The 21,394-nt window shown below is 57.9% G+C and carries 21 protein-coding genes; 17 read left to right on the top strand and 4 right to left on the bottom strand.

Features of this window, described 5'->3' with window-relative positions; genetic code table 11:
* Window positions 1–123: 123 nt before the first annotated feature.
* Entirely contained in the window at window positions 124–1,215 is a 1,092-nt protein-coding gene (gene mltB, locus ACT3IC_RS14425; RefSeq protein WP_156655151.1) for a lytic murein transglycosylase B, read from the bottom strand.
* A 267-nt stretch (window positions 1,216–1,482) separates the two neighbouring features.
* On the opposite strand from mltB, the gene srlA reads away from it, so the two are divergent.
* The 7 genes from srlA (at window position 1,483) to gutQ (ending at window position 6,424) form a co-directional block, all read left to right on the top strand.
* Window positions 1,483–2,046, top strand: coding sequence for a PTS glucitol/sorbitol transporter subunit IIC (gene srlA, locus ACT3IC_RS14420; RefSeq protein WP_159339781.1), 564 nt, complete (start codon window positions 1,483–1,485; stop codon window positions 2,044–2,046).
* Entirely contained in the window at window positions 2,043–3,002 is a 960-nt protein-coding gene (srlE, locus tag ACT3IC_RS14415; protein WP_103822670.1) for a PTS glucitol/sorbitol transporter subunit IIB, read from the top strand. Before srlA ends, srlE begins: the two co-directional genes overlap by 4 nt.
* A 12-nt stretch (window positions 3,003–3,014) precedes the next feature.
* Window positions 3,015–3,377: a PTS glucitol/sorbitol transporter subunit IIA gene (gene srlB, locus ACT3IC_RS14410; protein WP_159339782.1), complete on the top strand. Its 363-nt coding sequence runs from the start codon at window positions 3,015–3,017 to the stop codon at window positions 3,375–3,377.
* A gap of 14 nt (window positions 3,378–3,391) precedes the next feature.
* Entirely contained in the window at window positions 3,392–4,171 is a 780-nt protein-coding gene (gene srlD, locus ACT3IC_RS14405) for a sorbitol-6-phosphate dehydrogenase (protein ID WP_103180887.1), read from the top strand.
* A gap of 98 nt (window positions 4,172–4,269) precedes the next feature.
* On the top strand, window positions 4,270–4,629 hold the full coding sequence (gutM, locus tag ACT3IC_RS14400) for a transcriptional regulator GutM (RefSeq protein ID WP_103180888.1): 360 nt from the start codon (window positions 4,270–4,272) through the stop codon (window positions 4,627–4,629).
* A gap of 63 nt (window positions 4,630–4,692) precedes the next feature.
* A complete protein-coding gene (gene srlR, locus ACT3IC_RS14395) occupies window positions 4,693–5,466 on the top strand; it encodes a glucitol operon DNA-binding transcriptional repressor SrlR (protein WP_103180889.1) in 774 nt (257 codons plus the stop codon).
* The gene (gene gutQ / locus ACT3IC_RS14390; protein ID WP_114385874.1) at window positions 5,459–6,424 is read left to right on the top strand and encodes an arabinose-5-phosphate isomerase GutQ; all 966 of its coding nucleotides are present in this window, start codon (window positions 5,459–5,461) and stop codon (window positions 6,422–6,424) included. The genes srlR and gutQ overlap by 8 nt, the downstream gene beginning before the upstream one ends.
* On the opposite strand, the gene norR is transcribed toward gutQ, so the two are convergent.
* Window positions 6,421–7,935, bottom strand: coding sequence for a nitric oxide reductase transcriptional regulator NorR (norR, locus tag ACT3IC_RS14385; protein WP_103180891.1), 1,515 nt, complete (start codon window positions 7,933–7,935; stop codon window positions 6,421–6,423). The genes gutQ and norR overlap by 4 nt on opposite strands.
* A gap of 189 nt (window positions 7,936–8,124) precedes the next feature.
* Between norR and norV the strand changes: the two genes are divergently transcribed.
* Both norV and norW read left to right on the top strand, forming a co-directional pair.
* Window positions 8,125–9,573, top strand: a complete 1,449-nt coding sequence (gene norV, locus ACT3IC_RS14380; protein ID WP_473477925.1) for an anaerobic nitric oxide reductase flavorubredoxin — start codon at window positions 8,125–8,127, stop codon at window positions 9,571–9,573.
* A complete protein-coding gene (gene norW, locus ACT3IC_RS14375) occupies window positions 9,570–10,703 on the top strand; it encodes an NADH:flavorubredoxin reductase NorW (protein ID WP_473477922.1) in 1,134 nt (377 codons plus the stop codon). Before norV ends, norW begins: the two co-directional genes overlap by 4 nt.
* Window positions 10,704–11,054: 351 nt before the next feature.
* Here norW and ACT3IC_RS14370 read toward each other — a convergent pair whose 3' ends face one another.
* On the bottom strand, window positions 11,055–12,068 hold the full coding sequence (locus ACT3IC_RS14370) for a LacI family DNA-binding transcriptional regulator (RefSeq protein WP_103180895.1): 1,014 nt from the start codon (window positions 12,066–12,068) through the stop codon (window positions 11,055–11,057).
* Between the two features lie 244 nt (window positions 12,069–12,312).
* On the opposite strand from ACT3IC_RS14370, the gene ascF reads away from it, so the two are divergent.
* The 6 genes from ascF to ACT3IC_RS14340 all read left to right on the top strand — a co-directional run bounded on the left by ascF (window position 12,313) and on the right by ACT3IC_RS14340 (window position 19,443).
* Window positions 12,313–13,764, top strand: coding sequence for a PTS cellobiose/arbutin/salicin transporter subunit IIBC (gene ascF, locus ACT3IC_RS14365; protein WP_159339786.1), 1,452 nt, complete (start codon window positions 12,313–12,315; stop codon window positions 13,762–13,764).
* Between the two features lie 18 nt (window positions 13,765–13,782).
* Entirely contained in the window at window positions 13,783–15,207 is a 1,425-nt protein-coding gene (locus ACT3IC_RS14360) for a 6-phospho-beta-glucosidase (RefSeq protein ID WP_336998131.1), read from the top strand.
* Window positions 15,208–15,400: 193 nt separating this feature from the next.
* On the top strand, window positions 15,401–16,399 hold the full coding sequence (gene eitA / locus ACT3IC_RS14355) for a siderophore ABC transporter substrate-binding protein EitA (RefSeq protein WP_103180898.1): 999 nt from the start codon (window positions 15,401–15,403) through the stop codon (window positions 16,397–16,399).
* The gene (locus ACT3IC_RS14350) at window positions 16,399–17,436 is read left to right on the top strand and encodes a FecCD family ABC transporter permease (RefSeq protein WP_156655155.1); all 1,038 of its coding nucleotides are present in this window, start codon (window positions 16,399–16,401) and stop codon (window positions 17,434–17,436) included. The genes eitA and ACT3IC_RS14350 overlap by 1 nt, the downstream gene beginning before the upstream one ends.
* On the top strand, window positions 17,436–18,197 hold the full coding sequence (eitC, locus tag ACT3IC_RS14345) for a siderophore ABC transporter ATP-binding protein EitC (RefSeq protein WP_103180900.1): 762 nt from the start codon (window positions 17,436–17,438) through the stop codon (window positions 18,195–18,197). The genes ACT3IC_RS14350 and eitC overlap by 1 nt, the downstream gene beginning before the upstream one ends.
* Window positions 18,198–18,210: 13 nt before the next feature.
* A complete protein-coding gene (locus ACT3IC_RS14340) occupies window positions 18,211–19,443 on the top strand; it encodes an MDR family MFS transporter (RefSeq protein ID WP_263950311.1) in 1,233 nt (410 codons plus the stop codon).
* A gap of 4 nt (window positions 19,444–19,447) precedes the next feature.
* On the opposite strand, the gene ACT3IC_RS14335 is transcribed toward ACT3IC_RS14340, so the two are convergent.
* Window positions 19,448–19,792, bottom strand: coding sequence for a nitrous oxide-stimulated promoter family protein (locus ACT3IC_RS14335; protein ID WP_103822686.1), 345 nt, complete (start codon window positions 19,790–19,792; stop codon window positions 19,448–19,450).
* A 189-nt stretch (window positions 19,793–19,981) separates the two neighbouring features.
* On the opposite strand from ACT3IC_RS14335, the gene ACT3IC_RS14330 reads away from it, so the two are divergent.
* Together ACT3IC_RS14330 and ACT3IC_RS14325 are read left to right on the top strand one after the other, a co-directional pair.
* Window positions 19,982–20,212 (top strand): SymE family type I addiction module toxin, encoded by a 231-nt coding sequence (locus ACT3IC_RS14330; protein WP_159339789.1) that lies wholly within the window; start codon window positions 19,982–19,984, stop codon window positions 20,210–20,212.
* Window positions 20,213–20,537: 325 nt separating this feature from the next.
* Window positions 20,538–21,155 (top strand): Fic/DOC family protein, encoded by a 618-nt coding sequence (locus tag ACT3IC_RS14325; protein ID WP_320741536.1) that lies wholly within the window; start codon window positions 20,538–20,540, stop codon window positions 21,153–21,155.
* Window positions 21,156–21,394: the final 239 nt, after the last annotated feature.

Raw genomic sequence — 21,394 nt, 5'->3', positions numbered from 1 at the left:
CACTTTAGTCGGTAGATATGAGGATGAGGTGGCGCTTTTACGAGGGGGATTCAGAAAAAATAAACGTAGCCATCCGGCCAGGAGTGAAACGTGAGTGGCGTAAGCCACCCACGTTTTCAGGCGTTAACTGAACGGCGAGGCCGCCCTCGCCTGGGCCACCGCCAGCCCCAGCTGCCAGACCGCCATCGCATAGTGCGTACTGTGGTTGTAGCGGGTGATGGTGTAGAAGTTCGGCAGGCCGTACCAGTACTGATAACCAGTGCCAATATCCAGACGTAGCAGGCTCACCTGCTGATTGCCGTTCAGCGGCTGCTGCGGCGTGAGGCCGGCAGAGGTCAGCTGTGCCGCGCTGTAGCGGGTTTTAAAGCCGTTCTCCAGCCCCGGTGCCTGGCCGTTAGCCATAACCGCGACCGGCTGGCCTGGCGTCCAGCCATGCTCTTTAAAGTAGTTGGCAACGCTGCCAATGGCATCTTCAGGATCCCACAGGTTGATGTGCCCGTCCCCATTGAAATCGACCGCATACTGCTTATAGGAGGAGGGCATAAACTGGCCGTAGCCCATCGCCCCGGCAAAGGAGCCTTTCAGATCCAGCGGGTCATCCTGCTCGTCACGGGCCATCAGCAGGAAGGTTTCCAGCTCAGAGGAGAAGTATTCCGCCCGGCGCGGGTAGTTAAAGGAGAGGGTCGCCAGCGCATCAAGAATGCGGGTTTTTCCCATCACCCGGCCCCAGCGGGTCTCCACGCCGATAATCCCGACGATGATCTCCGGCGGCACGCCGTAAACCTGCTGGGCACGGGTCAGTGCATCCTGATACTGATTCCAGAACGCCACGCCATTCTGCACGTTATCCGGGGTAATAAACTGCTTGCGATATCGCAGCCATGCGCCGTTCGGTCCGGCCGGAGGCTGGGTGGTCGGCGCCTGACGATCCATCAGTCGCAATACATAATCCAGACGTTTCGCCTGGGAGAGGATCTCCTGTAGCTGGGCTTTGTTAAAGCCGTGCTTGCTCACCATTTTGTCGATGAACTGTTCCGCCGCAGGGTTATTGGCAAAGTCGCCCCCCATCTGCATCACATTATGCTGAGGCTCCAGCAGGAAGCCGCCGGAAGGGGCGCCTGCCGTTTGCTGGACCTCTTCGGTCTTCGGTTTACTACTGCATGCGGAGAGCAGAATAAGCGCAGGGAGTAGCGCTGCGTAACGACGCTTGAACATGACACATCCATTCACGAATTCGATAAGTGGCAAGTATGGTAAAGCATCCGGGACACCTCAAGGAAGGGGCGCACACGCACCCGGCAAAATCTTTACGCTGCCTAAAGGTAAATTCAGTCTCTTCTTCACCACGCCGCCGTCACCTTTCCTATTGCCTTTCAAAATAATCACTTTTTCTTTCATTGTGAGATCTGTTTAACACTTTAAAACCTTTCAAAGTGATTATTATTACTCCGCCAGAGCGAACATACCCTACAGGAGAAAACAATGATAGAAACCATCACCCACGGCGCCGAGTGGTTTATCGGGCTGTTTCAGAAAGGTGGCGAGGTCTTTACCAGCATGGTCACCGGCATTCTGCCGCTGCTGATCAGCCTGCTGGTGATCATGAATGCGCTGATCAACTTTATCGGCCAGCAGCGGATTGAAAAGCTGGCCCAGCGCTGCGCGGGTAACCCCGTCTCCCGCTATCTGCTGCTGCCCTGCATTGGCACCTTTGTGTTTTGTAACCCCATGACCCTGAGCCTCGGGCGCTTTATGCCCGAACGCTACAAGCCGAGCTACTACGCGGCAGCATCCTACAGCTGCCACTCCATGAACGGCCTGTTCCCGCATATCAACCCGGGCGAGCTGTTTGTCTATCTGGGGATCGCCAGCGGCCTGACCACCCTCGGCCTGCCGCTCGGCCCGCTGGCGGTGAGCTACCTGCTGGTCGGCCTGGTGACTAACTTCTTCCGCGGCTGGGTGACCGATCTCACTACCGCCATTTTCGAAAAGAAGATGGGCATTCAGCTTGAACAGAACGTCCAGCTTAAGGGAGCCACAGCATGAGCCGGATCCGCATTGAAAAAGGCACGGGTGGCTGGGGCGGCCCGCTGGAGTTCGACGCCACCGAAGGCAAAAAAATCGTCTATATCACCGCGGGCACCCGCCCGGCTATCGTCGACAAGCTGCGCGAACTCACCGGCTGGGAAGCGGTGGACGGCTTTAAAGAGGGCGAGCCGCCGGAAGCGGAGATCGGCGTGGCGGTGATCGACTGCGGCGGCACCCTGCGCTGCGGCATCTACCCGAAACGGCGCATTCCTACCGTGAATATTCATTCGACGGGAAAATCCGGCCCGCTGGCGCAGCATATCGTGGAGGACATTTATGTCTCAGGCGTAAAAGAAGAGAACATCACGCTGGTAGACGGGGCTGCGCCGGTGAAAAAGCACGCGCCGCGGGAGTACGACACCAGCAAGAAGATCACCGAGCAGAGCGACGGTCTGCTGGCAAAAGTCGGGATGGGAATGGGCTCTGCGGTTGCGGTCCTGTTCCAGTCCGGGCGCGACACCATCGATACGGTGCTGAAAACCATCCTGCCGTTCATGGCCTTCGTCTCGGCGCTGATCGGCATCATTATGGCCTCCGGGCTGGGGGACTGGATCGCCCACGGACTGGCTCCGCTGGCCAGCCATCCGCTCGGGCTGGTGACCCTGGCGCTGATCTGCTCCTTCCCGCTGCTGTCGCCGTTCCTCGGCCCCGGCGCGGTCATCGCCCAGGTTATTGGCGTACTGATTGGCGTGCAGATTGGGCTGGGCAATATTCCCCCGCACCTCGCCCTGCCCGCGCTGTTCGCCATTAATGCCCAGGCCGCCTGTGACTTTATCCCGGTGGGGCTGTCGCTGGCTGAAGCGCGCCAGGAGACCGTGCGCGTCGGCGTCCCTTCGGTGCTGGTAAGCCGCTTCCTGACTGGTGCGCCAACGGTGCTGATCGCCTGGTTCGTCTCCGGCTTTATTTATCAATAAGAGGAATTCCTGATGACCGTGATTTACCAGACCACCATTACCCGCATCGGCCAGAGCGCCCCGGATGCGCTGAGCGACCAGATGCTGATCACCTTTCGTGAAGGGGCCCCGGCGGATATTGAGGAATTCTGTTTTATCCACTGCCACGGGGAGCTCAATGGCGAACTGAAGGCCGGAAGCGAGCTGGAGCTGGGCGAAACGCGCTATGCCGTCACCGCCGTGGGCGACGTGGCCGAACAAAACCTGCGCGAGCTGGGCCACATCACCCTGCGTTTCGATGGTCGGCTCCAGGCGGAATACCCCGGCACGGTTCACGTGGCGGGCCCGGTTCCACAGGCTGTTACCCCAGGCTGCACATTAAAATTTGTTGCGTAATTAAGGAGAGAAATATGAGTCAGGTTGCCGTTGTCATTGGTGGAGGACAAACCTTAGGGGAGTTCCTCTGCCGTGGGCTTGCCGCAGAGGGTTACCGCGTGGCGGTAGTCGATATCCAGAGTGAAAAGGCCGCCCGCGTGGCGGACGCCATCAACACCGAATTCGGTAACGGGATGGCCTGGGGATTTGGCGCCGACGCCACCAGCGAACAGAGCGTGCTGGCTCTCGCCCGCGGCGTGGACGAGATTTTTGGCCGCACCGATCTGCTGGTTTATAGCGCCGGGATCGCCAAAGCGGCCTTTATCAGCGATGTGGAGCTGGGGGATTTCGACCGTTCATTGCAGGTGAACCTGGTGGGTTATTTCCTCTGCGCCCGGGAGTTCTCGCGCCTGATGATCCGCGACGGCATTGCCGGGCGCATCATTCAGATCAACTCCAAATCGGGCAAGGTGGGCAGCAAGCACAACTCCGGCTACAGCGCGGCCAAGTTCGGCGGCGTGGGGCTGACGCAGTCCCTGGCGCTGGATCTGGCGGAATATGGCATTACCGTGCATTCGCTGATGCTCGGCAACCTGCTGAAATCGCCGATGTTCCAGTCCCTGCTGCCGCAGTACGCCACCAAACTTGGCATTAATGAGGATCAGGTGGAGCAATACTACATCGATAAAGTGCCGCTGAAGCGCGGCTGCGACTATCAGGACGTGCTGAATATGCTGCTGTTTTATGCCAGCCCGAAAGCCTCTTACTGCACCGGGCAGTCGATCAATGTCACCGGTGGGCAGGTGATGTTCTGAGTTCATTCCCCGGGGGCGCTGCGCTTACCGGGGCTACAAACCCCGAACCCCAGGCCGGGCAAGCGTATCGCCGCCCGGCCATAGCACAGGAGCTAAACATGGTCACCACCCTGATCACCGTCGCTGTTATCGCCTGGCTGTGCCAGCTGGCACTCGGCGGCTGGCAAATCCATCGTTTTAACCGCGCCTTTGACGCCCTTTGCCAGAAAGGGCGCGTGGGCGTGGGCCGCTCCGGCGGTCGCTTTAAGCCGCGGGTGATTGTCGCCATTGCGCTGGATGATAACCACCGGGTCTGTGACTCCTTGATGATGCGTGGGCTGACGGTCTTTGCCCGACCGGTGAAAATTGCAGCGATTAACGGCACCGCGTTGCAGGAATTAGAGCCCGATGTGATCTTTCCCAATGATTCGCTCTGTCAGGATGCACTATCATTAGCGCTTAAATTGAAACATGGATAATTTCGTTGTGAACGTTATAAGCTTGCGAAATTATCATTTCGCAACCTAAGGAACTCAACGCCTATGAAACCCCGCCAGCGGCAGGCGGCCATACTCGACCATTTGCAAAAACAGGGAAAATGTTCGGTTGAGGATCTGGCCCACTACTTTGATACCACCGGCACCACAATCCGCAAGGATCTGGTGATCCTGGAAAACGCCGGGGCGGTGATCCGCACCTATGGCGGCGTGGTGCTGAATAAAGACGAGGCCGACCCGCCTATCGATCACAAGACGCTCATCAACACCCATCAGAAGGCGTTAATCGCTGACGCCGCGGTAAAATTTATCCATGACGGCGACTCCATTATCCTCGATGCGGGCAGCACGGTTCTGCAGATGGTGCCAATGCTGAGCCGCTTCAATAACATCACGGTGATGACCAACAGCCTGCATATCGTCAACGCCCTGTCCGAATTCGACAATGAACAAACCATCCTGATGCCCGGCGGCACCTTCCGCAAAAAGTCGGCCTCGTTTCACGGCCAGCTTGCGGAGAACGCCTTCGACCATTTCAGCTTCGACCGCCTGTTTATGGGCACCGACGGCATCGACCTCAACGCGGGCGTCACCACCTTCAATGAAGTGTTCAGCGTCAGTAAAGCGATGTGCAATGCCGCCAGGGAGGTGATCCTGATGGCGGACTCGTCAAAGTTTGGCCGTAAAAGCCCGAATATTGTCTGTAGCCTGGAGAGCGTCGATAAGCTGATTACCGACGCGGGCATCGATCCGGCGTTTAAGAAAGCGCTGGAAGAGAAAGGAATCGACGTGATTGTAACCGGAGAGCGTGATGAGTGATTTTCTGTTAAACGCGGGTCGCCAGACCCTGATGCTGGAACTGCAGGAGGCCAGCCGCCTGCCGGACCGTCTGGGGGAAGATTTTGTTCGCGCAGCCAATACCATTATTCACTGCGACGGGAAGGTGATCGTCTCGGGCATCGGCAAATCCGGGCATATTGGCAAGAAGATTGCCGCGACCCTTGCCAGCACCGGCACCCCCGCCTTTTTTGTCCACCCTGCTGAAGCCCTGCACGGCGATCTGGGGATGATTGAGAGCCGCGACGTGCTGCTCTTTATCTCCTACTCCGGCTCGGCAAAAGAGCTGGATTTGATCCTCCCGCGTTTGCAGGAAAAATCGGTGGCGCTGCTGGCGATGACCGGCAAGTCCCGCTCGCCGCTGGCGCTGGCCGCCAACGCCACGCTGGATATTTCGGTGGAGCGCGAAGCCTGTCCGATGCACCTTGCGCCGACCTCCAGCACCGTCAACACGCTGATGATGGGCGATGCGCTGGCGATGGCGGTGATGCAGGCCCGCGGGTTTAATGAAGAGGATTTTGCCCGCTCGCACCCGGCAGGCGCCCTGGGAGCACGCCTGCTGAATAAAGTGCACCACCTGATGCGCACCGACGAGGCTATCCCGCAGGTGAAACTGAATACCAGCGTGATGGACGCGATGCTGGAGCTGAGCCGTACCGGACTGGGGCTGGTGGCGGTCTGTGATGATGACCAGCAGGTCAAAGGGGTCTTCACCGACGGCGACCTGCGCCGCTGGCTGGTGAGCGGCGGCAAACTGGAGATTGCCGTCAGCAACGCCATGACCGCCGGTGGCCTGACGCTGAATGCCGACAGCCGCGCCATTGAAGCCAAAGAGCTCTTGATGAAGCGCAAAATCACCGCCGCGCCGGTGGTGGATAGCCATGGCCGCCTGTGCGGTGCCATCAACCTGCAGGATTTCTACCAGGCAGGCATTCTCTAACCCTTAAGACCCAGACGTTTCGCCAGCCGGTGCAGGTTGGCGACGTCCGTCTCCAGCGCCCTCGCGCTCGCCGCCCAGTTGCGGCTGTTCTGCTCCAGCGCCCGGACAATCATCTGGCGCTGAAACGCCTCCGTCGCCTCACGCAGGTTCTGATTCTCAACGCGCGGCGTCTCCGGCGTCACCACGGGTGTGCTCTCATCATGCAGGGCAAAGTGCTGCGCGTGGATCACCACTTCATCCCCTGCCCGCGCCGCCCGGGCCAGTACTACCGCCCGGTGAATGGCATGTTCCAGTTCGCGCACGTTGCCCGGCCAGGCGTAGCTCAGCAGATGCGCCCGGGCGCCGGGGCTTAGCACCACCCGGGATAACCCCATCCGCAACCGGCACTGTTCACAGAAATAGCCTGCCAGCAGTACCACATCTTCGCCACGCTCGCGCAGCGGCGGCACCGAAAGCGGAAACACACTCAGGCGGTGGTACAGATCGGCGCGGAAGTTCCCGGCCAGCACCTCTTCACGCAGATCGCGGTTGGTGGCGGCCAGCACCCGCACGTCGACCCGCAGGCTGCGGTCATCGCCCACCCGCTGGATATCGCCATACTGCAATACGCGCAGCAGCTTAGCCTGCAGCGCCAGCGACAGCTCGCCAATCTCATCCAGGAACAGCGTGCCGTTATCGGCCATCTCAAACTTGCCGCTGCGGTTGCTGATGGCCCCGGTAAACGCCCCTTTGACGTGACCAAAGAGCTCGCTCTCCGCCACGCTTTCCGGCAGCGCGGCACAGTTGAGATAGACCAGCGGATTCACCGCCCGGGGAGAAGCCTGATGAATGGCTTTTGCCACCAGCTCTTTACCGGTGCCGGTCTCCCCTTCGATCAGCACGTTCAGGTCGGAGGCGGCGACAATCTCAATCTCTTTTTTCAGGCTCATCATGCCCGGCGAGAGGCCAATCATCTCGGTGCTTTTTACCTGCTCAAACCCCGTCGGGCGGGTGGAGAGGGTGTTCTGGCTCTCGAGCTGCTCAATCAGCAGGGCATTATTCAGCGCCCCGGCGGCCAGGGCGGCAATCAGCCTCAACTCTTCGTCGCTGAAGGTGTCGAACTGGTCCGGCGACATGCCATCGAGGGTCAGCGCGCCAATCAGGTTCTGCCCGGCAAACAGCGGCAGGCCGATACAGGCGTGCACCTTCAGACTCTCCTGACCGGGGATCAACCCGTCGTAGGGATCGGGCAGGTCGCTGTCGGCCGGGAAGCGCACCACATCCCCGGCGCGGGCGATGGTCTCCAGCCGCGGATGGCCTTCAAGGGTGAAACGCCGCCCCAGCACATCCTGCGCCAGCCCGTCGATCGCCAGCGGAATAAACTGCCGCCCTTCGTAGCGCAGCAGCGCCGACGCATCGCACTCCAGCACGTGGCGCAGAGTGGAGATCAGCCGCTGAAAGCGATCCTGATGGCCGATGCCGCTCTGCAATTCAATGGCGATTTTCGCCAGCACCTCTACAGAAAAACTCATTCTCGCCTCGTTGTCATTTTGACAATACGCAGTGTCATATTGACTATACCAGACACAGTCAAATTGACTACCACAAGAGTGCGGTTATTTTTAAAACCATTAAAAATTAATAACTTAAAAAGTTGGCACGCACCCTGCAATAGACATGACATCTTTCATTTAATTGCGCTGTATTAAGTTGAGGTTGCTATGTCTATTCTGGTTAAAAACAATATTCATTGGGTTGGTCAACGTGACTGGGAAGTACGTGATTTTCACGGAACGGAGTACAAAACGCTGCGCGGCAGCAGCTATAACAGCTATCTCATCCGGGAAGAGAAAAACGTCCTGATCGATACCGTCGATCATAAATTCAGCCGCGAGTTCGTGCAGAACCTGCGCAGTGAAATCGACCTGGCCGATATCGACTACATCATCATTAACCATGCGGAAGAGGACCATGCCGGGGCGCTGACCGAGCTGATGTCCTGCATCCCGGACACCCCGATCTACTGCACCGCCAACGCCATCGACTCCATCACCGGCCATCACCACCATCCGGAGTGGAACTTCAACGTGGTGAAAACCGGCGACTCTCTGGATATCGGCAACGGCAAACAGCTGATCTTCGTTGAAACCCCAATGCTGCACTGGCCGGACAGCATGATGACCTACATGACCGGCGACGCGGTGCTCTTCAGTAACGACGCCTTCGGCCAGCACTACTGCGACGAACGTCTGTTCAATGACGAAGTGGATCAGGCCGAACTCTTTGAGCAGTGCCAGCGCTACTACGCCAACATCCTCACCCCGTTCAGCCGTCTGGTGACGCCAAAAATCACCGAGATCCTCGGCTTTAACCTGCCGGTGGATATGATTGCCACCTCTCACGGGGTGGTATGGCGTGATAACCCTACGCAGATCGTCGAGCTGTACCTGAAATGGGCGGCGGACTATCAGGAAGACCGCATCACCATTTTCTACGACACCATGTCCAACAATACCCGCATGATGGCCGACGCCATCGCCCAGGGCATTAATGAAGTTGACCCGAACGTGGCGGTGAAAATCTTTAACGTCGCCCGCAGCGATAAAAACGACATTCTCACGAACGTCTTCCGCTCAAAAGGCATGCTGGTGGGTACCTCCACCATGAACAACGTGATGATGCCGAAAATTGCCGGCCTGGTGGAAGAGATGACCGGCCTGCGCTTCCGTAACAAACGTGCCAGCGCCTTCGGCTCTCACGGCTGGAGTGGCGGCGCGGTAGACCGTCTCTCCACCCGTCTGCAGGACGCAGGCTTTGAAATGTCGATGAGCCTGAAGGCGAAATGGCGCCCGGATCTCGATGCGCTGGAAGTCTGCCGTCAGCATGGTCGCGATATTGCCCGTCAGTGGGCGCTCGCTCCGCTGCCTGAAGCCAGCGTGAAACCTGCCGCTCAGGCGGAAGAAAGCGCCAGCGTCGAAGAGACCACCGCCGACCTCGGCCCCTGCATGCAGTGCAGCGTCTGCCAGTGGATCTACGATCCGACCCTCGGCGAGCCGCTGCAGGACGTCGCGCCAGGTACCCCGTGGAGCGACGTGCCGGACAATTTCCTCTGCCCGGAATGTTCCCTTGGTAAAGATGTATTTGAAGAACTGGCATCGGAGGCAAAATGAGCCACGGTATCGTCATCATCGGCTCGGGCTTCGCCGCCCGCCAGCTGGTGAAAAACATCCGTAAACAGGATGCGAACGTCCCGCTGACGCTTATTGCAGCGGACAGCATGGATGAGTACAACAAGCCAGACTTAAGCCACGTTATCAGTCAGCGCCAGCAAGCCGACGATCTCACCCGCCAGACGGCGGGAGAGTTTGCCGAACAGTTTAAGCTGCGCCTGTTTCCTTACACCTGGGTCACCGACATCGACGCCGCAGCCCACGTGGTCAAAGGCAAAGATAACCAGTGGTCATATGACAAACTGGTGCTGGCGACCGGAGCCTCGGCTTTCGTCCCGCCGGTTGCGGGCCGCGAGCTGATGCTGACCCTCAACAGCCAGACGGAATACCGCGCCTGCGAAAGCACGTTGCGTGACGCCCGACGGGTGATGATTGTTGGCGCAGGTCTTATCGGCAGCGAACTGGCGATGGATTTTTGCCGGGCCGGGAAAGAGGTCACCCTGGTTGACCATTCCGCCAGCATTCTCTCCGCGCTGATGCCCGCCGAAGTGAGCAGTCGCTTACAACACCGGCTGACCGATATGGGGGTGCATCTGCAGCTGAAATCCCAGCTGCAAAGCCTGACCCAAACCGATACCGGGATCTGCGCCCTGCTGGATCGGGATCGCTGCCTTGAAGTCGATGTGGTGATTGCCGCCACCGGCCTGCGCCCGGAAATCGGGCTGGCGCAGCGGGCCGGTGCAGAAACAGATCGCGGGGTAAAGGTCGACAGCTATCTGCAAACCACCCGGCCCGATATTTATGCTCTGGGCGACTGCGCCGAAATTAACGGTCAGGTACTGCCGTTCCTGCAGCCGATCCAGTTAAGCGCCATGTATCTGGCGAAGAATCTGCTCGGGGCCAGTACGCCACTGAAACTGCCTGCGATGCTGGTGAAGGTCAAAACGCCGGAACTGCCGCTGCACCTGGCAGGCGAAACCCAGCGCCAGGATTTGAACTGGCAGATCGCCATCGAAGCCCAGGGGATGGTGGCGAAAGGGGCCGACAACGAGGGCAATCTGCGCGCCTTTGTGGTCAGCGAAGATCGTATGAAGGAGGCCTTCGCCCTGCTGAAAGCCTTACCCGTTTAACCCTCAAACTCTTGTTCTACTCGTTGTATGCTTGTCACTCTTTGCCTTTCGCAGCCCCGGTGCCCCGGGGCTTTTTTAATGCGGAACAGCGATGAAACCGCGTCAGGTTTTAAGCCTGTTTTCCGGCCTACACTGTTGCGCTACTCCTTCACAGGAGACGACACATGGCAAACTTCACCCAGGAAATAACCTGGCTTGCCGCCTGGTTCAGACAGGTCAGGAAGCATGAACCTCTTTTTTCGCTGGCGCTGTCTCAGCCCATCACCGCTCAACGCCCTGGAAAACGTGCAGGATATGGCGCTGACCGCGGGCGGCCGACTCGGCTTTACTTGTGCCTGGCTGCCCTATAAATCAGTGGTGCGGGCCGGGGATGACGGAATCACGCAGCATCAACTCTCCGGCGAAGGTCTGCCGGAAGGTGAAGTCCCCACCATCGAGCATAAAGATCAGACGGCTGATGGTCTCTTTCACCATCTCTGTCACCGGTACGCGCACGCTGGAGAGGGAGGGTACCACGTAGGGCGCCATCGCAATGTCATCGAAACCCACTACCGACACCGCCTCCGGCACGGCGACCCCGCTGTCGTGAAGCTGCTTGATGGCGCCGATCGCCATATCGTCGTTACTCGCCACCAGCGCGGTAAAATGCTCGCCGCGCGCCAGCAGCGTCGCCACCCCTGCCGCGCCGCTGGCCGGGTGCCATTTACCCTCGACAATCAGCGACTCGCGCAGCGGAATGCGGTGCGCAGCAAGGGCCTCTTTGTAGCCGGAAAGGCGTTCGATCCCGGTGGGGGAATCGAGCGATCCGGTGATAAACGCGATATCGCGGTGGCCCTGCTCGATAAGGGTCGATACCGCCGCCTGGCTGGAGGCTTTATGATCTGACCAGACGCAGTGGCTGCTGTTTTTACGCAGGCGGCGGTTAAGCACGATCACCGGCTGGGCGTGTTTCTGGATGATCTCGTCCATCTCATCAACGCTGAGAAAACGCGGGTAGATGATGATCGCATCGCAGCGCATATCCAGCAGGTACTGAATCGCCTCGCGCTCCTCATCGGCGCTGTGCTTACCGTCGGCGAGGATCAGCTGACGTCCCTTCTCTTCGGTCATTCTGGCGGCATGGAACAGCAGCTCGCTGAAATAGACCCCGTGGTAGAGGGTGTTGGTCACCACCAGCCCAAGGGTTTGCGTGCTTTTGGTCGCCAGGTTACGCGCCAGTAAATTAGGCCGATACCCGCTCTCTTCAATCGCCTGAAAAACCTTGTCTTTTGTCTCCTGGCTCACGTAGCCATTGCCCGAAAGCACCCGGGAAACCGTCGCTTTCGAGACCCCTGCCCGCTTCGCCACTTCCAGCATCGTGGTCATGCATCTGTTCCGTCTTAATCCCGTGAGCGGCAGTGTACTGCACCGCGTGAAAATTGTCGCAGCGTCTGTCACACGCTTTTTAACACGCTAGGTGATCGCCATCACGAATTTAAAAAATGGCTAAAACGTGATCTTGTTAGATTCCAGGAAACTCTTCATGATTTTGTGGAACCGGTTTCCTATATAAGTTTCATCGCTCACCCCGATGAAGACGTACCTTACTGATAAAACAGGATACAACCCGATGGCCAAAAATTATGCTGCGCTGGCGAATGCCGTTGTCAGCGCGCTCGGCGGCAAAGAGAATATCGTCGCGGTCACCCATTGCATGACCCGTCTGCGCTTCGTGGCAAAAGACGAAAGCCTGATCGACAGCGCGACGCTGAAAAGCATCAGCGGCGTGCTGGGCGTCGTGCGCAACGACAACCAGTGCCAGGTGATCATCGGCAATACCGTTTCCCAGGCGTACCGCGAGGTGGTCAACCTGCTGCCCGCCAACATGCAGCCTGCCGCGCCCCAGGGGCCGCAAAAGCTGACCCTGAAACGCATTGGCGCGGGCATTCTTGATGCCCTGATCGGCACCATGTCACCGCTGATCCCGGCGATCATCGGCGGGTCGATGGTCAAGCTGCTGGCGATGATCCTTGAGATGAGCGGCGTGCTGACCAAAGGCGATCCGACGCTGACGATCCTGACCGTCATCGGCGACGGCGCGTTCTTCTTCCTGCCGCTGATGGTGGCCGCCTCTGCGGCGGTGAAATTCAAAACCAACATGTCGCTGGCGATCGCCATTGCGGGCGTGCTGGTCCACCCGAGCTTTATTGAGCTGATGGCGAAAGCGGCGCAGGGCGAGCACGTTGAGTTCGCGTTTGTGCCGGTGACGGCGGTGAAATATACCTATACGGTGATCCCGGCGCTGGTGATGACCTGGTGCCTGTCCTATATCGAACGCTGGGTGGACAAAATCACCCCGGCGGTGACGAAAAACTTCCTCAAGCCAATGCTGATCGTGCTGATTGCCGCCCCGCTCGCCATCGTCCTGATTGGGCCGCTGGGGATCTGGATCGGTAGCGGCATCTCCGCGCTGGTTTACACCATTCACGGCTATCTGGGCTGGCTCTCCGTCGCCATCATGGGCGCGCTGTGGCCGCTGCTGGTGATGACCGGGATGCACCGCGTCTTTACGCCTACCATCATTCAGACCATTGCCGAAACGGGCAAAGAGGGGATGGTGATGCCGTCAGAAATCGGCGCCAACCTCTCCCTCGGCGGTTCGTCGCTGGCGGTCGCCTGGAAAACCAAAAACCCGGAACTGCGCCAGACGGCGCTGGCCGCGGCCGCTTCCGCCATCATGGCCGGGATCTCTGAACCGGCGCTGTATGGCGTGGCGGTTCGTCTGAAACGTCCTTTAATTGCGAGCCTGATCAGCGGCTTTATCTGCGGCGCCGTGGCCGGGATCGCCGGGCTGGCCAGCCACTCGATGGCGGCGCCGGGCCTGTTTACCAGCGTCCAGTTCTTCGACCCGGCCAACCCGATGTCCATCGTCTGGGTATTCGGAGTCATGGCCCTGGCCGTGGTGCTCTCTTTCGTGCTGACCCTGATTCTGGGCTTTGAAGATATCCCGGTAGAAGACGAAGCAGAAAAAGCACGCGCGCTGCAATCCGCACCGGTTCAGGCCAAAGCAGCACAAGCATAAATTTATAGCGAGGTAAGAATGTCAGTTTTTCCACAAGGATTTTTATGGGGCGGCGCACTGGCCGCTAACCAGAGCGAAGGCGCATACCGCGAGGGCGGCAAGGGCCTGACCACCGTCGATATGATCCCCCACGGCGCAAACCGCCTGGCGGTGAAGGTCGGCAAGGAAAAACGCTTTTCGCTGCGTGACGATGAGTTCTATCCCAGCCACGACGCGATCGATTTTTACCATCGCTATAAAGAAGATATCGCCTTAATGGCCGAGATGGGCTTCACGGTATTTCGTACCTCCATTGCCTGGAGCCGTCTCTACCCAAACGGCGACGAACCGCTGCCTAATAAAGAAGGGATTGCCTTTTACCGGGCCGTGTTCGAGGAGTGTAAAAAGTACAATATCGAACCGCTGGTGACCCTCTGCCACTTTGACGTGCCGATGCATCTGGTGACCGAGTATGGCTCCTGGCGCAACCGCAAGATGGTCGATTTTTTCGCCCGCTACGCCCGCACCTGCTTCGAAGAATTTAACGGGCTGGTGAAATACTGGCTCACCTTCAACGAGATCAACATCATGCTGCACAGCCCCTTCTCCGGTGCCGGGCTGGTGTTTGAGGAAGGTGAAAATGAGGATCAGGTGAAGTATCAGGCCGCCCACCATGAGCTGGTTGCCAGCGCGCTGGCAACCAAAATTGCCCATGAGGTGAACCCACAAAACCAGGTGGGCTGCATGCTGGCGGGCGGTAACTTCTACCCCTACTCCTGCAAACCGGAAGATGTGTGGACGGCATTAGAAAAAGATCGTGAGAACCTGTTCTTTATCGACGTCCAGGCCCGTGGCCGCTACCCGGCCTACTCTGCTCGCGTGTTCCGCGAAAAGGGGGTGGTGATTGTCAAAGATCCGGGTGATGACGCACTGCTGACACACACCGTCGATTTTGTCTCATTCAGCTATTACGCCTCGCGCTGCGCCTCGGCGGATATGAATGCCAACAACACCAGCGCGGCCAATATCGTGAAATCCCTGCGTAACCCGCATATTGACGTCAGCGAGTGGGGCTGGGGCATCGACCCGCTGGGCTTGCGCATTACCATGAACATGATGTACGACCGCTACCAGAAGCCCCTGTTCCTGGTGGAGAACGGCTTAGGCGCGAAGGATGAGATGGACGCCAACGGTGAGATTAACGACGACTACCGCATCAGCTACCTGCGGGAGCATATCCGCGCGATGGGCGACGCCATTGAAGATGGCATTCCGCTGATGGGCTACACCAGCTGGGGCTGCATCGATCTGGTTGCCGCCTCCACCGGCGAGATGAGCAAGCGCTACGGCTTTATCTATGTCGATCGCGATGATGCCGGCAACGGCACCCTCGAACGCAAACGCAAAAAATCGTTCTGGTGGTACAAGAAAGTGATTGCCAGCAACGGTGCAGATTTAGATTAAACCCCCTTCGCCGGGCGGCGCTACGCTTGCCCGGCCTACAAATCCCCTATGAAATCCAATAATTTCATGACGTTATTATCGTTCATTGACACCGTGAATATATCATTGTATAAAACCCCGCCATAATAAATGATATTCATTCTCAGCCATGCTCCCGGGCTGTCATCAATAAATTAATGAAGGATAGCGTTTCATGAAAAAGATCATCAGTGCATTAGGCTTGCTGATCGCGACAGCCGGTTCTGCTTTTGCAACCACCTACCCTCTGACGATCGAGAACTGCGGCTATAAAGAGACCTTCACCAAAGCGCCAGAGCGCGTGGTGGCACTGGGCCAGAACACCGTAGAAATTCTCTTACTGCTGGGCCTGCAGGATAAGGTTGCCGCCAGCGCCTTCTGGCCGACCAAAGTGCTGCCTGAACTCGCTGAAAAGAATGAAAAAGTTAAATTGCTGACCGTTGAGATCCCGACGCTGGAGTCTATCCTTGCGCAAAACCCGGACTTCGTTCCGGCCCAGCTGCCGCTGCTACTGGGGCCAGAGAGTAAAGTCGCCAAACGCGAAGATCTGGCCACCGTCGGCGTCAACAGCTACATGTCGCCGGGCATGTGCGCCACCAAAAAAGATATCGGCGATATGTACGGCAGCCGCCAGAAGCTCTGGGATATGACCTTCCTGTATAAAGAGATTGAAGATTTCGCCAAAATCTTTAACGTCGAAGATCGCGGCCAGGCGTTGATTGCCGATTTCAAAAAGCGTGAAGCCGACCTGCGGGCTGAGTTCAGCAAAAACAAGAAAGACCTCTCATTTGTCTTCTGGTTCTCCAGCTCCTCCCCCTCTTCTGACGCCTACGTCGGCGGTAAAAACAGCGCCTCCGGCTTTATTGCTAACGTGCTGGGTGGCCACAACGCCATCACCTCTGAAACGGAATGGCCGACCGTCGGCTGGGAAAGCATTATCGCGGCCAACCCGGACGTGATCGTGGTCTCCAGCCTCGACCGCAACCGCTGGGCGCTGGATAACGCCGAGGAAAAAATCAAATTCCTGAAAAGCGATCCCGCCGTCAGCCAGCTCGACGCGGTGAAAAAAGGCCACATCGTGGTGATGGACGGCCAGGCGATGAACCCGACCATCCGCACCCTTTACGGCGCGGAGCAGATTGGTGAACAGCTCAGAAAAATGGAACTGAATTAATGACCGCGGTAGTACAACAGACCCGCCTGAGCTGGCTGTTGCCAGCTTCGGGTTTCCTGGCGGTGGTCGCGCTGCTGCTGGTTATCGCTTTTGGCGTCAGCGTGGGGGAGTTGTCGATCCCCCTGCAGAGCGTGTTCTACGCCATTACCAATAAAATGGGCTTAACCGAGGTGCCGCTCAATCGCATCTATGAGAGCGTGATCTGGGACTTTCGCCTGAGCCGGGCGCTGGTGGCGGCCTGCTGCGGTGCGGGTCTGGCTATCTGCGGCGCGGTGCTGCAAAGCCTGCTGAAAAACGCCCTCGCCGAACCCTACGTCCTGGGGGTCTCCGCAGGGGCGTCAACCGGGGCGGTCTCCGTGGTCGTGCTGGGCATTGGCAGCGGTACCGTGACGCTTTCCGCCGGGGCCTTCGCCGGCGCGTTTACCGCCTTCGCGTTTGTGGCCCTGCTGACGAACGGTGCCCGCGGCGGCAGTGAACGCACCATCCTTGCCGGGGTTGCCGCCTCGCAACTGTTTAACGCCATCACCGCCTGGACCGTCAGCACCTCGGCCAGCGCCCAGCAGGCGCGCGACGTGATGTTCTGGCTGCTGGGCAGCTTTAGCGGCGTGAGATGGCCCGAGTTCCAGATGGTGCTGGTCGCGGTGCTGGTCGGTCTGGCTGTCTGCCTCTGGTACGCCCGGGCGCTCGACGCCTTCACCTTTGGCGATGATGCCGCCGCCTCGCTGGGGATCGCCGTCCCTTGGGTGCGGCTGATCCTGTTCATCGTTACCGCACTGATGACCGCCACCATCGTCAGCATGGCGGGTTCCATCGGCTTTGTCGGCCTGGTGGTGCCACACATGATGCGCTTCTTCTTTGGTCCGCTGCACCGCACGCTGCTTATCGCCAGCGCGCTGGCGGGTGCCATCCTGATGGTGCTGGCGGATATCGCCTCACGCCTGCTGATCGCTCCGCAAAGCCTGCCGGTGGGCGTCGTTACCGCGCTGGTGGGCGTCCCGTTCTTTGCTGTGATTATCTACCGTTCAAGGAATAAGTGATGAGCATCACTGCTGAAAATATCACCTGGAAGGTGGGTAAAAAGGTCATCGTCGACAATGTCTCGCTGGCAGTATCCCAGGGGCAGACCGTCGGCCTGCTGGGGCCAAACGGCTCCGGCAAATCCTCGCTGCTGCGGATCCTGGCCGGGTTACGTCGCCCCCATAGCGGCACCGTCGCGCTGGATGGCAAAAGCATCAGTGGCATCCCGAAAAAGCAGCTCGCCCGGCGGGTAGCCTTTGTGGAACAGCATGGCATGACCGACGCCAACATGCGCGTGCGGGATGTGGTGAAGCTGGGGCGTATTCCGCACCACTCCCCTTTCTCCGGCTGGACGGCGCAGGATGACGAAACGGTAAACCAGGCGCTGAAGACGGTGGATATGCTGCATCATAGCGAGCAGGGCTGGCTGAGCCTCTCCGGCGGCGAGCGCCAGCGGGTGCACATCGCCCGGGCGCTGGCGCAAATGCCAACCGAGATCCTGCTGGATGAACCCACTAACCACCTGGATATTCACCATCAGATGCAATTGATGCAGTTGATTAGCCAGCTGCCGGTCACCAGCATCGTCGCCATTCACGATCTTAACCACGCCTCTATGTTCTGTGATGCGCTGATCGTGATGCAAAAAGGGCGAGTTGTCGCCAGCGGTACGCCGCAGGCGATCCTGACCGAAGAGCTGCTGTGGGAGATATTCCGGGTGAAAACCCGCATTGAGCTCTCCCCCGATCATGGCAAAAAACATATTCACTTCCTCGTCTGAGGCAAAATAACAGGTGCTATCCATTCGCCCCGCGACGCAACTCTGGCCGCCCGTCTTACTGGGCAGCCAGTTTGTTTTCAATATTGGTTTTTATGCCGTCGTCCCCTTCCTGGCGATTTTTTTACGCGACGATATGCTGCTCTCCGGCGGCGTTATCGGGCTGGTGCTCGGGCTGCGGACCTTCTCCCAGCAGGGGATGTTTATCGTTGGCGGCGCTCTCTCCGACCGCTACGGCGCGCGCATCATTATTCTTTGCGGCTGCGTTGTACGGGTGGTGGGCTATCTGCTGCTGGCCTTTGGTTACAGCCTGCCGGTCATTATTGCCGGGGCGTGCCTCACCGGGATCGGGGGCGCGCTCTTCTCCCCCTCCATCGAAGCCTTACTGGCTAAAGCCGGAACCCGCAGCGAGGCGCAGGGAAAACGCAGCCGCGCCGAGTGGTTCGCCCTCTTTGCGGTATGTGGCGAGTTGGGGGCCGTCCTGGGCCCGGTCGCGGGTGCCCTGCTCACCGGCCTGGGTTTTCGTCAGGTGGCGCTGGCCGGGGCCGCGGTCTTCGTGGTGGCGCTGATAGTGCTGTTCTTCTGTTTACCTTCAGGCTCAGCAAAAAACCAGCCGCTGCATATCACCCCCTGGTGGATCACCTTTCGCCAGCCGCGGTTCGTGGCGTTTATCATCGCCTGGAGCAGCTGGCTGTTGAGCTATAACCAGCTCTATCTGGCGCTTCCGGTGGAGATCCAGCGTGCTGGCGGCAGCGAGAAAGATCTTGGCCCGCTGTTTATGCTGGCCTCGGGGCTGGTGATCCTCTTTCAGCTTCCGCTGGCGCGTTTTGCCCGTCGGGTGGGCGCGGTGCGGGTCCTGCCGGTGGGTTTTCTGCTTATCGCCGCCGCGTTTCTGAGCGTCGCGCTGTTTGCCTCTTCGCCGCCGGGCACGGGGTTACTGCGGCTGCTGCCTGCGGCCTGTTTTGTCACCCTGCTGACCACCGGGCAGATGCTGCTGGTACCGGCAGGAAAAGATGTGGTGCCATGGTTTGCCAGCGAATCGACCCTGGGTGCGCACTATGGCGCACTGGCTACCGCTGGGGGCTGTGCAGTGCTGGCGGGAAATTTACTGCTCGGCGATCTGCTCGATCGGGCGCTGACGCCATCCACCGGGGCGATCGTTCCGTGGCTGGTGCTGGCGGTATTCCCGCTGTGCAGTGCAATTGCTATGGTGGCAATCTGTCGCCCGATGCGCAGGGCGCGCACCTGAATGGTTACTTTTTCGGGCGGTACTTTTCCGGCAGCTCTGGCACAGGGCGGCGATCGTCAATCAGATGGCGAATCGTCAGAATCGGGTGACGCCAGAGCATGCGCGGCCCCGCCCAACGCATGACCTGCTTCATCTCTTCACGCTTAGCGGGCTGGTAGCAATGGACCGGGCACTGCTTGCAGGCCGGTTTCTCTTCACCAAACACGCATTTATCCAGGCGCTTGTCGGCATACGCATTCAGCGCTGCGTAGTGTCCCGCCTCTTTAGATGCCTGCGGGCACTGCTTTTCATAGAGCGCGATCATCTTGCGGATGGTCTCTTTTTCGCGCGCGATCCGTTTTCCTGCCATAGTCTAATACCTAATAATAAATTGTATTTATAATACCCTTTTCAGGCTGGATATTAAGCCCGATTTCATATTTTACATTTCGTTTTCTGAAGACGCTTCGCAGTTCTGCGTTTGTCTCAGGTTCATTTTACTGGCATTTTATACAGGTTTTTTTATCACCTGATCCTTGCCTGAGAAAAAGGAGTTTCTATGTCAGATATCAGCATTTCCAGACCCAGCCGCCAGCTCACCGTGGGGTATTTCAGAAAGCGCCATGAGGATCGCAAGACCAAGATCCCAACACGCTACAGCGTACACGCCGCGCTGAGTTTAAAAGGCGACTGGCTGGAAGAGGCTGGTTTTAAAACCCATTCCCGGGTGCGGGTGCTGGTGGAACAGGGAAAACTGGTGATTGAACTGGTCAATGAAGAGACGAGTTAAGGTAGTGACATTTTGCTGCGCCGGGCCATTTTTTCATGCGACAATAGCGGCAATACACGACCCTAACGTCGCCTGAACAGCACTGTTTTCAAAGAAATGGACATCATCACTCCATGACCACTACTGACAATTTCGACGCCCACACCCCCATGATGCATTGGTGTGTTAATACTGATTATTAAAGATTATTTCCCAGAAGATAATAAAAACCACACTTTAACCTACATTTTCGTAACTATCTGATTTTAAGAATATTGTTTGCTGTACTCATCCAGCGTTATACTCCCTCTGTTTTCCCATCCTTCTAATAACACAGGGCATCTCCATGAGCCGATACCATGTATCCAGCAGTGAAGGCCAGTATGAGAAAGACTCTGGCGAGCAGGTTTTGGCTAATAAGCTGGGGATCGCGACTTCTGATGAGATGGATGAGGCTGAACTTGTCCTGTTAGAACAACTCTACCAGTTTGTTTTTGAAGAACAGTTCCCGGAAGGGCAGCTCAGCGTAGCCATGCTAAAAAGCTGGCATCGCCGCTGGTTAGGTAACATCTACAAGTGGGCTGGACAAGAAAGAGCGGTTAATATCAGCAAGGGCGGCTTTATGTTTGCACCTTCAGCACAATTGCCAAAACTACTGAACGAATTCGACACAAAGTATCTGGCTCAATACACGCCGTGTCGCGGCATGGACGAAGAACAACTCATCACCGCTATCGCCATCACCCATGTCGAGCTGATACTTATCCATCCGTTCAGAGAGGGAAACGGGCGATTGTCGCGACTGTTAGCTGACGTAATGGCCGTTCAGGGAGGATACAAACCGCTGGATTATCAAAGCTGGGAGCAAAACAAAACCCAGTATATCTCGGCTATCCATGCAGGTGTATCAATGGACTACGAGCCGATGAGACACTTGGTAAGAGAAGCATTAAGAAGGGATTAGGCAAGGCGAAGATGGGGGAACTTTTTGCGCGCGACTTCCAGAGAAGCTTCAACCCTAGCTGAAGGCTGTCCTGTCTCGACCGCCGTTGACGTCGCTACCGAACGTGCTATGTCCGAACGAGACGGCTTAGCATAAGTTACCTGCTCTTTTTTGTTGTTACTCATTGCACGGTTCCTCAACATCGAACTGGTAGATGGACATTGGTTTGTAACTATTATATCAAGCTTTCCCGACGACTT

The organism is Leclercia sp. GHBNCSD, from assembly GCF_055805075.1.
The sequence above is the reverse complement of the archived record's forward strand: the minus strand, read 5'-3'. Positions and strand labels throughout refer to the sequence as shown.